Annotated in this window: 11 protein-coding genes; 5 read left to right on the top strand and 6 right to left on the bottom strand. The window is 70.4% G+C overall.

Going from position 1 to position 12650, the window contains the following annotated elements; genetic code table 11:
• Nucleotides 1–12: 12 nt before the first annotated feature.
• Nucleotides 13–378: an NADH-quinone oxidoreductase subunit A gene (locus DN771_RS23795; RefSeq protein ID WP_117000069.1), complete on the bottom strand. Its 366-nt coding sequence runs from the start codon at nt 376–378 to the stop codon at nt 13–15.
• 160 nt (nt 379–538) lie between these two features.
• Here DN771_RS23795 and DN771_RS23790 point away from each other — a divergent pair, with 160 nt between their 5' ends.
• Entirely contained in the window at nt 539–1765 is a 1227-nt protein-coding gene (locus tag DN771_RS23790) for a threonine ammonia-lyase (RefSeq protein WP_117000068.1), read from the top strand.
• 57 nt (nt 1766–1822) lie between these two features.
• Nucleotides 1823–2749, top strand: coding sequence for an acyl-ACP desaturase (locus tag DN771_RS23785; RefSeq protein ID WP_117000067.1), 927 nt, complete (start codon nt 1823–1825; stop codon nt 2747–2749).
• Nucleotides 2750–2800: 51 nt separating this feature from the next.
• Here DN771_RS23785 and DN771_RS23780 read toward each other — a convergent pair whose 3' ends face one another.
• Both DN771_RS23780 and DN771_RS23775 read right to left on the bottom strand, forming a co-directional pair.
• Nucleotides 2801–5398, bottom strand: a complete 2598-nt coding sequence (locus DN771_RS23780; protein ID WP_117000066.1) for a glycoside hydrolase family 65 protein — start codon at nt 5396–5398, stop codon at nt 2801–2803.
• Nucleotides 5395–6207, bottom strand: coding sequence for an HAD-IA family hydrolase (locus DN771_RS23775; protein WP_117000065.1), 813 nt, complete (start codon nt 6205–6207; stop codon nt 5395–5397). The genes DN771_RS23780 and DN771_RS23775 overlap by 4 nt, the downstream gene beginning before the upstream one ends.
• A 135-nt stretch (nt 6208–6342) precedes the next feature.
• Between DN771_RS23775 and DN771_RS23770 the strand changes: the two genes are divergently transcribed.
• A complete protein-coding gene (locus tag DN771_RS23770) occupies nt 6343–8217 on the top strand; it encodes a hypothetical protein (protein ID WP_117000064.1) in 1875 nt (624 codons plus the stop codon).
• Between the two features lie 63 nt (nt 8218–8280).
• On the opposite strand, the gene DN771_RS23765 is transcribed toward DN771_RS23770, so the two are convergent.
• Nucleotides 8281–8586, bottom strand: coding sequence for a winged helix-turn-helix transcriptional regulator (locus DN771_RS23765; protein ID WP_205528745.1), 306 nt, complete (start codon nt 8584–8586; stop codon nt 8281–8283).
• Nucleotides 8587–8777: 191 nt separating this feature from the next.
• Here DN771_RS23765 and DN771_RS23760 point away from each other — a divergent pair, with 191 nt between their 5' ends.
• Nucleotides 8778–9656 (top strand): NAD(P)-dependent oxidoreductase, encoded by an 879-nt coding sequence (locus DN771_RS23760; RefSeq protein WP_117000062.1) that lies wholly within the window; start codon nt 8778–8780, stop codon nt 9654–9656.
• Between the two features lie 17 nt (nt 9657–9673).
• Nucleotides 9674–10567 carry an NAD(P)-dependent oxidoreductase gene (locus DN771_RS23755; protein ID WP_117000061.1) on the top strand — a complete coding sequence of 298 codons (894 nt, stop codon included), beginning with the start codon at nt 9674–9676 and terminating at the stop codon, nt 10565–10567.
• Between the two features lie 39 nt (nt 10568–10606).
• On the opposite strand, the gene deoC is transcribed toward DN771_RS23755, so the two are convergent.
• Together deoC and DN771_RS23745 are read right to left on the bottom strand one after the other, a co-directional pair.
• Nucleotides 10607–11338, bottom strand: coding sequence for a deoxyribose-phosphate aldolase (deoC, locus tag DN771_RS23750; protein WP_117000060.1), 732 nt, complete (start codon nt 11336–11338; stop codon nt 10607–10609).
• A 17-nt stretch (nt 11339–11355) separates the two neighbouring features.
• Nucleotides 11356–12621, bottom strand: a complete 1266-nt coding sequence (locus DN771_RS23745) for a DUF445 domain-containing protein (RefSeq protein WP_117000059.1) — start codon at nt 12619–12621, stop codon at nt 11356–11358.
• Between the last annotated feature and the right edge of the window lie 29 nt (nt 12622–12650).

Here is a 12650-nt window from a genome sequence, read left to right as displayed (position 1 = left end):
GCCCGCGATCGACTAGACCCACCGCAGCAACCCTCGCTTCCAGGCGTAGAGCAGTCCGTCGAGGAGCAGCACGATGAAGGCGACCATGACGATCAGCCCGAACGTGCCGTAGCGCTCGATGTTGGCGGCCCAGGGGAAGATGAACACCGCCTCGACGTCGAAGATGACGAAGAGCAGCGCGAACACGTAGTAGCGGATCTGGCTCTGCGACCACCCAATGCCGACGGGGTCGACACCGCTCTCGTAGGCGATCAGCTTGGCCGGCGTCGGCTTGAACGGTCGGACGATCGACGCGATGCCGAGAAGCAGCCCGCCGAGCACGAGCGCGGCGGTGCCGAACCAGATGACGGTGAGATAGTCCCGCAAGAACGACGACATGCGGCCAGGACGCTACCAACCTTCCCGAATGCCCTCCCAACCAGTGGGCGCGGAAAGTCCGCGGTCGCCGTCGACGAACGTACTGCGGCGGGACCGCGCAGTTGCGTCGCGGTTGCGTCGCGGGCGCCGACCGAGGCCCCGACGTCTACTGTGCGAGCCGATGAACGACAGCGGGGCGGACGGCCCGGGCGTCTCACCCGAGGACATCACGGCGGCACGCGACGTGGTGGGCGCGGTCATACGCCACACACCCGTGGTGGCGTCGGCTGCGCTGTCCGGCCAGTACGACCGGCCGGTGGTGCTCAAGGCCGAGAGCCTGCAGCGGACGGGCGCCTTCAAGATCCGCGGGGCGATGAACAAGCTGGCGACGCTCGGCGGCGAGGCCCGCTTCGGTGTGACGGCCGGAAGCGCCGGGAATCACGCCCAGGCCGTGGCGTTCGCCGCCCAGTACTTCGGTGTGCCGTGTGACATCTTCGTACCCGCCGGCGCGCCGATCACCAAGATCGAGGCCTGCCAGACCTACGGCGCCAGGGTGGTGGAAGGAGGCGAGTCGCTCGACGAGGCCGTCGCCGCGGCGAAGGCGATGGCCGACCGTGAGGGCCGGGCGTTCTGTCACCCCTACGACGATCCGGCGGTGGTGGCCGGTCAGGGCACGCTCGGCCTCGAGTTGATCGACGATCTCGACGACCTGGCGACGGTCGTCGTGCCGCTCGGTGGCGGGGGCCTCGCCGCAGGCGTGGCGATCGCCGTCAAGTCACGGCGTCCCGACGTCCGCGTGGTCGGGGTGCAGGCGTCGGTGTGTGCGCCGTACGCAGGGGGGACGCTGGCCACCGGCCCGGTCGCCACGCTCGCCGACGGCATCGCTGTTAAGCGGCCAGGGGTGATCACCCGCCCGCTCGTCGAGCGCTGGCTCGACGACATCGTGACGGTCGCCGAGGACGCCATCGCCGACGCCATGGTGATGCTGATGGAGCGTTCGAAGCTCTACGTCGAGGGGGCGGGCGCCGTCGGTGTGGCCGCGCTCCAGGCCGGTGTGGTCCGTCCGGCGGCGTCGGGCACGACGTGTGTGGTGCTGTCGGGCGGCAACGTCGACCTCGGGGTGGTGCCCGGCCTGATCCGGCGGCACGAGAACGCCGCCGGCCGGCGTCTCGTGATCTTCGCCCGCATCGACGACCGCCCGGGCAGCCTGGTGCGCTTCCTCGCCGCCTTCGCCAAGGCCGGCGCCAACCTGATCGAGGTGCAGCACCAGCGTGAGGGCCTCGATCTCAGTGTCCGCAAGACCGGCGTGCACGCGACGTTCGAGGTCCGCGGTCCCGACCACGCGCAGGCCGTGATCGCCGCTGCCGCAGCCGCCGGCTTCGCCGACCTCGTGGTCGAGACGCTCTGACACCATTCACAGGGGCGCGCCTGGCGCGTCTACCTACTGGTAGGTAGGCTGACGGTCATGGACGACGCCGAACTGCTTCGCGAACTCGAACCGACGGTCGCGTCGCTGCTCGAACGCCACCTCACCACCACCAAGGAGTGGTTCCCCCACGAGACGATCCCCTACTCGCGCGGGCGGGACTTCGCCCCCGACGAGGTCTGGTCGGAGGCCGACGCCGACCTGGGGGGCGCCCGGCTCGACGACGCGGCGCGCAGCTCACTGATCGTCAACCTCCTCACCGAGGACAACCTGCCGTATTACTTCCGCTCGGTCGAGCGGATGTTCGGTACGGATGGAGCGTGGGGCACCTGGTCGAAGCGCTGGACGGCCGAAGAAGGCCGCCATTCGATGGCGATCTACGGCTATCTCATGACCACGCGTGCCGTCGATCCGATCGAGCTCGAGCGTTCCCGGATGGCCCAGGTCTCGGGCGGCATCACGCCCGATCCCGATTCCACCGTCGAGGGGTTCGTGTACCTCACCCTCCAGGAGCTCGCCACGCGCATCGCCCACCGCAACACCGGCAAGATGCTCGGCGACCCGGTCGGGTACAACGTGATGATGCGGGTGGCGGCCGACGAGAACCTCCACCACCTCTTCTATCGGGACCTCGCCACGGCGGCCATCGAGATGAGCCCGAATACCCTCGTGCCGGCCATCGAGAAGCAGGTCTGCGGATTCGCCATGCCCGGCCTGGGCATTCCCGGGTTCGCCGGCCACGCCGCGGCGATCGCCAAGGCCGGCGTGTACGACCTGGTGATCCACCATGAGCAGATCCTCGTGCCGATGATCATCCGCCACTGGCAGGTCGATCGCCTCGAGGGCCTCGACGCCGAGGCCGAGCAGTCGCGCGAGCGGCTGATGGCGCGCATGACCAAGAGCGAGCGCGTCGCCAAGCGCCTGTCCGAGCGCCGCGAGGAAGCCGTCGCCGTCGCCGGCGCCTGACCCTGCCAGGCCGTAACAGATGGTGCCTGGCACCATCTGTGACGCGCCGGGTTACGGAGGGGTGAGGGTCGGCTTGGTGCCGGCGATGTAGATCGACTGGCCGGCCTCGACGAGCACGACGCGGTCGGAGTCGTCGTCGTTGACGACGAGCGACCCGTCCGCAGCGAGCGCCTCCTCGGCCGCCGCCGCCAGGGCGGCGATCTCCTCCGGACCCGACGGCTCGGGCGACAGACCGGTGAACCCGGCCGTGACGTGGATCGGCACGGGATGCCCGTCGACCACGGTGACCGTGCAGCCGTCGGGGTCGAGATCGACGCGGAGTCGCGAGCCGTGGCGCTGGATGCGGAACGTCAGGCCGTCCCAGGTGGGAGGGAGGATGGGGTCGAAGCTCAGCGCGGTGCCCGTCTCGAACAGCCCGGCAAAGCCGAACGCCACCGTGCCCCACACCCCGCCGCACGATGCCACGTGCACGCCGTCGCGGGTGTTGCCGTGAAGGTCGGCGAGATCGACGTACAGCGCCTCGCGGAAGTACCGGACGGCGAGGTCCTCGTAGCCGATCTGCGCCGCGGCCATCGCCTGCACACACGCCGACAGGGACGAGTCACCGGTGGTGATCGGGTCGTAGTAGTCGAAGTTGCGCCGCCGGACGTCGGCGGAGAACTGGTCGTTGCGCAGGGCGACCGCCAGCACGACGTCGGCCTGCTTGAGCACCTGGTGGCGGTAGATGACGAGCGGGTGGAAGTGCAGCAGCAGGGGGTACTTGTCGGGCGGCGTGTTGGCGAAGTCCCAGGGCTCGCGCTCGAGGAAGTCGGAGTCCTGCGGGTGGATGCCGAGCTCGGCGTCGTAGGGCAGGTACATCGATTCGGCCGCTTCGATCCACTCGTCGGTCTCGCCGTCGGCGAGGTCGACGCGGCGCCGCACGGCGGCCAACGCGTCGGGCGCCACCTCGCCGAGCAGCTCCAGCACGCGAGCGGCGTACCGGAGATTGAAGCGGGCCATGACGTTCGTGTAGAGGTTGTCGTTGACGACCGCCGTGTACTCGTCGGGCCCGGTGACGCCGTGGATGCGGAACACGCGCTTGGCCCGGCCGTGGCCGTTGAGCCGGCTCGTGTAGAAGCCGAGATCGTTCCACAGCCGGGCCGTCTCGACGAGCACCTCGGCACCGTCACCGGCGAGGAACCCGACGTCGCCGCTCGCGTCGACGTAGCGCTTGACGGCGAAGGCGACCGCGGCGTTGATGTGGTACTGGGCCGTGCCCGCGGCGTAGTAGGCCGACGCCTCCTCGCCGTTGATGGTGCGCCACGGGTACAACGCGCCGACCTGGTTGAGTGCCGTGGCCCGTTGCCGCGCCACCGGAAGCATGCGCCACCGGAAGCGCAGGAGCTGCCTCGCCTTCTCGGGCGCCGTGTACGACAGGAACGGCGCGACGTACATCTCGGTGTCCCAGAAGTAGTGGCCCTCGTAGCCGCCACCGGTCACCCCCTTGGCGGCGATGCCGTGCTCGCCGCTCTGGGCCGATGCCTGGGCGAGCTGGAAGAGGTTCCAGCGCAGCGCCTGCTGGTCGGAGACGATCTGGGTGGCGGCGGCCGGTCCGGCGGCGTGGAGCTTGACGTCGGTCGCGTCCCAGAACGTGTCGAGCCAGTCGCTCTGTTCGCTCACCAGCGCGTCGAAGCCCTGGTGCTCGACTCGATCGAGGCTGCGATTGCACCGGACGACGAGCTCGTCGGCGTCGTCGAGCACCTCGGCGTCCCGGCCGGGGGCGTAGCGGGACGTGTGGTAGGCGACGAACTTGGTGATGCGCAACGATTCGCCGGCGCCGAGCGTGCCGGTCACGATGAGGGCGGCGTCGGACGGGGCGACCTCGACATCCGTGTCGAGGTCGGCGTCCGACTCCACCTCGTGACGGGCGGCGCACGCGATCGACATCTGGCTGTTGGTGCACTGGTACCCCAGTGTCAGCTGACGTTCGGTGCCGCTGAACACCCGCGACTGGAGCACCCGGTGGTTGAACGTGCGGTGACGGCGCGGATCGCGCTCGGGCCGGTCGGTGCCCATCCCTTCGGTGAAGGCGCCGGGATCGGCGTCGAACTCGGCGTCCTGGCGGTTGAGCAGGCGCGACGTCACCAGCACGGGTGCCGAGCCGTGCAGCATCGTCACCTCGAAGCGGATGGCGGCGATGTGCCGATGGGCCAGCGAGACGAGCCGTTCGGACCGGACGCGGATCAACTTGCCCGACGAGGTCCGCCACGTGACGTCACGGACGAGCGTGCCGGCGCGGAGATCGAGCACACGCTCGTAGTGCTCGAGGTCGGCGAAGGCGAGATCGAAGGGCTCGTCGTCGACGTACAGCGACATGATCTTCGCGTCGGGGACGTTGACGATCGTCTGGCCGGTGGTGGCGAAGCCGAAGGCGTCCTCGGCGTGATGGATGCTCCACGTCTCGTGGAAACCGTTCACGTAGGTGCCGGGGTCGTTGGCGTCGCGCCCCTCCTCGTGATCGCCGCGAAGACCGAGATAGCCGTTGCCGAGCGCGAACAGGGTGGCGGTCAACGGGAGCTGGGACTCGTCGTACTCCCGCTCGATGAAGCGCCACTCGTCGACGGGAAAGCGGTGCTGAGGCAGCTGGTCGGGGACGGATCGCGGCGTCATGGGGTCCTCTCGATCGACGAGGGGGAGGTCGGCGCCGGGTTCGACGGCGACACCGGCAGGAGCTCGACGAGGTCGGTGACCACGACATCGGCCCCGGCTGCCAGCAAGGCGTCGTGGCCGGCGCCCCGGTCGACCCCGACGACGGCGCCGAACGCGCCCGCTCGGCCGGCGGCGACGCCGGACAAGGCGTCCTCGACCACGACGGATCGGTCGACGACGACACCGAGGTGCCCGGCTGCCGCGACGAACGTGTCGGGCTGCGGCTTGCCAGCGAGGCCTTCGGCGGCGGCCACGGCCCCGTCGATCACGACGGCGAACCGATCGCTGAGATGGGCGGCGGCGAGAACCTCGGGGGCATTGCGCGACGACGAGACGACGGCGACGGCCTTTCCGGCCGCCACGGCCTCGTCGAGGAAGCGCAACGATCCGGGATAGGCGGCGATGCCGTCGCTGCGCAACACGTGCTGGAACGCCGCGTTCTTGGAGTTCCCGAGCGCGCAGATGGTGTCGTCGCCCGGTGGATCGTCGAGCGAGCCCTCGGGCAACTCGATGCCTCGCGACTCGACGAACGACCTCACGCCGTCGAACCGGGGCTTGCCGTCGACGTAGGCGAGATAATCGTCGGCGCTGAACGGCGCCAGTGGTTCGCCGGTGGCCGCGGCCCGCCGCGACAGGAAGCCGTTGAACATCTCGGCCCACGCTCGCTCGTGGATGACAGCGGTCGGCGTGAGGACTCCGTCGAGGTCGAACAGGATGGCGTCGAGACGCGTCCAGTCGACGTGACCGTTGGGTGGGGGGGTGACAGCCATCGCGGTCGCGAATGTACTGCCGTGGCCGGGCGTGAGTGCCGTGCGATGGGGCGCGTGGATCCCATCCCAGTACGCGGTTAGGGTCGACCGCGCGGCCGAGGGCCGGTGGAATCCCTGACGAAAGGCACAGCCTCCATGCGACACACGCGCGCCCTGACCCTGCTCGTCGGATCGATCGTGGTGGGCGGTCCGACCGCAGTCGCCGCGACGACCACACCATCGCCGCCGTCTACGGCACCGGCCACGTCGGCCGCCACCACCGCGCCGGCGGTGACGACGGCCGCCGCTCCCACTGCGCCGCCGACCTCGGGGCCGGCCGCGACCACCGCAGCGGGCGCGACCACGGCCCCCGCGCCGGCGCCCTCCCTGGCCGGCGGCGCCGCCGTCCAGGACTTCCAGGCCGCGGCAGAGGCGATCATCGGCCCGACGGACGATGCGTTCGGCCGCCTCGCCGGGCTCGCCCCGTTCTCGGTCGCCATGCCCACGCCCGCCGGGTCCTTCCTCGAGTCGTTCGACATCCAGTACTTCGACGACGACTACGTCGCATCGATCGAGCTCCAGCTCGCCGTTCCGGCCGCCGACGCCGTCGCCACGTGGCAAGCGGCAGCGACCGCCGCCGGCCTCCAGCTCGACTCGGACACCACGGCGTCCAACGGCGAGATCAGCGAGCGCGATCTCACGTTCCGGAGTCCTGCCGACGACTCCGACGTCTACTTGTCGTTGACCGTGACCGACCGTCGCGACGTCGACACGGCACGCATCCACTTCGAGGACGCGATCGCTCTCGAAGCGAGCGAGTTCACGCGCACGTGGGCGACGGTCGTCTCGGTCCCCACCGGCGGCGAGTTCTCGTACGGCACGTTCCGTTACGACACCGAGTGGGGGTCCGGTTCGATCGGTGTGTCGTATGACTTCCCGGGCGGCGATGCCGCGGCGATGCGCGAGCAGATGGTCGCCACGATGCCGGCCAACGGCTTCACGTTCGACTCCGCCGAGAACACCGACCCCCAGTACGTGTACCTCGACGCCGATCCGGCGGCCGGCGGCTACACCGACGCCGACCTCTCGTTCCGCCAGGTCGACGACCTCGCCATGGTCTCGGCGACGGCCACGTTCTCGGCCGACACGCCGCCGATTCCCGAGCCCGCCGCACCCGATCCGTCGGCCACCACCGCCGCGCCGGCCACCACGGCCCCGGCCGGACCGACGACCCCGGTGTCGACCGCTGCGCCGATCTTCGCACCCGCCGTGCCGGCGGGGGCGACGATGGCCCAGATCGGCGAGTTGATCCGCGGCATCTTCGGTCCCACCACCGATGCCCCGGCCGAGCTGAGCCCGTTCATCCCCGTCCTGTCGGGCATCCCCACGCCGCCCGATGCGGTCGTCGAAGCGTTCGACATGGACACGCTCGACCTCAGCGCCGGCACGGTCGCCACGGGCCGGATCCTGTTCACCACGGCCACGCCGCCCGCCGAGTCGCTCGCCCTCTACGCCAACGCCGCGGCTGCGCTCGGCATGGTGGAGACGGCCAACGCGACGACCACCGAGGACGGTGAGGTGACGACGGCGGTGGCCTACGAAGTGCCCGACGCCGAACGGTCCACCGGGTTCGACGTCCACGTGGTGGACGGCGAGACCGATTACGTCCAGCTGACGATCAACACGCCGACCGACGCCCCCGTCGGCGTGGAGATCAACGCCGCCGTCGTGGCCGCTGTCGGGCTGCCTGCCGGCGGTGAGGTCTCCCCGGCGCTGTCGATCAGCCTCGGCTGGTTCAGCGACGACGTCAACTTCATGATCCGGGTCGGTTATCCCGGCGACGAGGCGACGGTGAAGGCGTCGGTCGACGCCGCCGTCCTCGCCGCCGGGGCCACGCTCGACGCCGAGGGCAGCTCGGACAGCTACCAGTACTACGACACCGCCGACGGCGGGAGCGTGCAGGTGAGCTACTACGAGGGCAGCGACGGCTCCACCGACGTCTCGATCATCTACTCCCTCCCCCTCGGCTAACACCGCCCGAGATAGTGCCAGGCACTATCTCGGGCCTGACGGGATGTGCCTGGGCACATCCCGTCAGGCGAGGGGCACGCGCTCGGCACCGATGCGCTCGATGCGGGCGGTGCCCCACGCGCCGAGCGGGGAGAGCGCCTCGTTCAGTGAGCGGCCGTCGTCGGTGAGCGAGTACTCCACCTTCGGCGGCACCTCCCGATAGACCTCGCGATGGACCAGGCCGTCGGCCTCCATCTCGCGTAGGTGTTGGATCAGCATCTTCTCGCTGACCCCCGGCAGGCCGCGCCGCAACTCGCCGAAGCGCCGGGTGCCGTGGGCGTGGAGCTCCCACAGGATCAGGCACTTCCACTTGCCGGTCACCACGTCCATCGCTGCGTCGAGGCCGCAGATGTACGGTCCGCACCGCTTGGGATCGGCGGGCGGAGCGGGCGTAGGGGGCGATGTAACGGACGTCACAGGCGACTCCTTCTCCAGCATCGGTCCAATACTGAGCTGTTGGTAAGTATCAGACCGAAAGGTAGGTACTTGTCAACTGCGCAGCACCGCCTGACGATGGCGGCATGAACTCGGAACCACTCACGTCGGTGACGGTGCTCGGTCTCGGGGCCATGGGCGGGGTGCTGGCCAAGACCTTGCTGCGTGCCCACCATCCCGTCACCGTCTGGAACCGCACGCCCGGACGAGCCGGCGATCTGGCCGCAGCCGGGGCGTTCGTCGCCCCCGACGTGGCGACCGCCGTCGCCGCAGGCGACTCGCTGATCGTGGCCTGCCTGCTCGACGCCGACTCGGTGCACGAAACGCTCGACCCGGTGATCGGGTCGATGCGCGGGGGATCGCTCCTCAACCTCACGACGACGACCCCGAACCAGGCCAGGGAGCTCTCCTCGTGGGCGGGCCACCACGGCGTTCGCTTCCTCGACGGGGGCATCATGGCCACTCCGCCGATGATCGGTGGGCCCGGAGCGGCGATCCTCTACAGCGGCGACGAAGGGCTCTTCGGGCGGTCTCGCCCTGTGCTCGACCGATGGGGCGAATCGTCGTTCCATGGGTCGGATGCCGGCCGGGCGTCGTTGCTCGACATGGCGATGCTCGCCGGCATGTACATCATGTTCGGCGGGTTCCTCCACGGGGCGGCGATGGTGGAGACATCGGGCATCACGGCCACCGAGTTCGCCGCCAGAGCCCAGCCGTTCCTCGCCGCGATGACGGAGAGCTTCAGCACCACAGCCGAGATCGTCGACGCCCGTGACTACGAGCGGCCAGGGCTGCAGAGCCTCGAGTTCTCCGACCTCGGCGGGATCGTCCGAGCCACCAGCGAGCAGGGTGTGCCCACCGGGCTGCTCGACGCGGTCCAGACCCTGATCCGCAACCAGATCGACGCCGGCTACGGCCGCCACGGCTTCGATCGAATCTTCGAAGAACTGCGCGTCGCGCGCTGAACCGAAACGGAGGACTCATGACCGCATCCCCCACCCCCACCCGGCTCCCCGTGGCCGTGATCGGCCTCGGCCCGATGGGCCAGGCGATGGTCCGCGCCCTGCTGCGCTCCGATCATCCCGTGGCCGTCTGGAACCGGACCGAATCGCGAGCCGCCGACGTCGTGGCCGCCGGTGCCTCGCTGGCCGCGACGCCCGACGACGCACTCCGGTCCGCGGACGTCGTGGTCCTCAGTCTCACGCGCTACGGCGCGATGTACGACATCCTCGGCGACCACACCGCCGCGCTCGCCGGAACGACGATCGTCAATCTCAGCTCGGACACGCCCGACGAGTCGCGCCGTGCAGCCGAGTGGGCCGAGTCCCACGGGGCGACGCTGCTGACCGGCGGCGTCATGGTGCCCCCGCCCATGATCGGGACCGACGACGCCTACCTGTATGTCAGTGGACCTCGAGAGGCCTTCGACCGCTTCTCCTCGATGCTGTCGGTGATCGGGGCGACGAGATACGTCGGGGCCGACCCGGGGCTCGCCCAGCTCCTGTACCAGGCGCACCTCGACGTCTTCTTGACCACGCTCTCGTCCCTCCTCCACGCCACGGCGCTCGTCACGTCCGCCGGGATGAGCGCCGCGGACTTCGTCCCCGAGGTGCTGCCGACGCTCACGTCGACCGCCGAGATGATCGGCGGCGGCGAGGCGCTCGCCCACTCACTCGACACCGGCGACCATCCGGGGGACCTGAGCACGGTGCTCATGATGGGCGCGACCGCCGACCACATCGTGGCGACGAGCGAGGCCCTCGGGGTGGACAGCGGGCTGCCGCGGGCGGTCAAGTCGCACTACGACCGGGCGATCGCCGCCGGCTACGGCAGCGCGAACTGGACGAGCCTCTACGAGGTCGTCAAGGCCTCGTGACGGATCTCGAGTCCGACGGGGTGCGCCTGGCAGATCCCGTCAGCGGACGGATTGGAGGGCGTCGAGCAGACCGCTGGCGCCGAAGCGGAACGTGGCCGGAGTCGCCCAGCCCTCCCCCATCACGCGCTCGGCGATCTCGAGGTACGTGCGGGCATCGGCGAGCGTGCGGATGCCGCCCGACGCCTTGAACCCGACCGCACCGCCCGCCGCGCGGATCGCCTCGAGGATCGTCTCGGCCGCGTCCGGGGTGGCTGACACCGGAGTCTTGCCGGTGGACGTCTTCACGAAGTCGGCGCCGTGGGCGATGGCGAACTGGGCGGCGTCGGCGACGGCGGCGAGGTCGGGCAGCTCGCCCGACTCGATGATGACCTTCATGTGGGCGCCGGCATCGGTGACCAGCCCGCACACGGCGTCGAGGACATCTGCCGCGGCGGCCGTGTCGCCGGCCAAGAGGGCCCGGTAGGGCAGGACGACGTCGATCTCGTTGGCACCGTCGCGGAGGGCGCCAGCGGTCTGCTCGACGACGTCGTCGAGCGGCTCGGCGCCGGACGGGAAGTCGACCACGGTGGCGACGCGCACCGGCGTCCCGTCGAGTGCGGCCACACAACCGGGCACGAACCTCGGCCACACGCACACCGCGGCGACGGACGCGGCGCGGGCTCGCTCGCAGAGGACGGCCGCCGCCTCGGCGGTCGTGTCGTCGCCGAGGTCGGTGAGGTCGAGCACGGAGATCGCCAGCCGGGCCACGTCGAGGTCGCTACCGAGCGTCATCGCCCCGACCGTACCGGCTACAGGACCGAACCGATGGCGTGGATGGCGATGCCGGCCAGACCGCCGACGACCGTGCCGTTGATCCGGATGAACTGCAGGTCCCGTCCGACCTGCAGTTCGATGCGGCGGCTGGTCTCGTCGGCGTCCCAGCGCTCGACCGTGGAGCTGATCAGGTCGGCGACCTCGCTCTTGTAGTTGTCGACGACGTGGACGACCAGTCGCTCGATCCACCCGTCGATCTTCGCCTGGAGCTCGGCGTCGTCGGCGAGCCGGGCACCGGCCCGCCCGATGCCATCGGCGAGGCGGCGGCGCAGCTCGCTCTGCGGATCACCAGCCGCGGCGAGCATCGACCCCTTGACCTCCCCCCAGAGCGAGTGGATCCACGCTTGCACCTCGTGGTGGGCGATGAGCTCGCGCTTGATCTCGTCGCACTTGGCGATCAGCGCCGGGTCGTCACGGAGGCGGTGAGCGAGCGCCGCAACCCGCTCGTCGACGGACCGGCGCACCTCGTGTCGGGGATCCGCCGTGACGTCGGCGAGGAAGCTCTGCACGGCGGTGAAGATCTTGTCGAAGACCCGGTCGTCGATGGACTCCGGCACCCACCAGGGCGACTCCCGGTCGAGACGATCGCGCAACACGCGACGGTTGTCGGTGAGGAAGCCGGCGACGCCGCGCATCGCCGCGTCGAGGAGCCGTTGGTGGTGACCGCCCTCGACGGCGACGTCGACCGCCTTCGCCAGGAGGGGGGCGACGTCGGTGGCGGCGAGACGCCGCTCGACGGCCGAGCCGACGGCCTCTTGAACGTCGCGGTCGTCGAGCACTTCGAGCACACCGCCGGCGGCGTCGCCGATCGCGGCAGCCGCCCGCTCGGCATGAGCCGGGGTGGCGAGCCAGGCACCGACGCGACGACCGACGCCGACGCCGTCCAGCCGCTCGGTGATCAGCTCGCGCGTCAGGAAGTTGCCCTCGACGAACTCGCCAAGGCTGCGGCCGATGTCGTCCTTGCGCTTCTTGATGATGGCGGTGTGCGGGATCGGCAGCCGCAGCGGATGCCGGAACAGCGCCGTCACGGCGAACCAGTCGGCGAGGGCGCCCACCATGGCGGCCTCCGCCCCGGCCCGGACGTAACCGAGCCATCCCTGCCCGGCCTCACCGTCGGTGGTCGACCGGGCGGCGACGAAGACCACGGCGGCCACGACGAACAGGCCCGTCGCGGTGACCTTCATCCGGCGCAGCTGCCTGGCGCGGACCGCGTCGGCGCTGGAACTGGGTTCGCCCGGCATCGTCCGGACCCTACCGGGGAGCGGGTGTT

The sequence above is a fragment of the Desertimonas flava genome, from assembly GCF_003426815.1.
In the GTDB taxonomy this organism is placed as follows: domain Bacteria; phylum Actinomycetota; class Acidimicrobiia; order Acidimicrobiales; family Ilumatobacteraceae; genus Desertimonas; species Desertimonas flava.
This window is presented reverse-complemented; position numbering and strand designations above follow the sequence as displayed.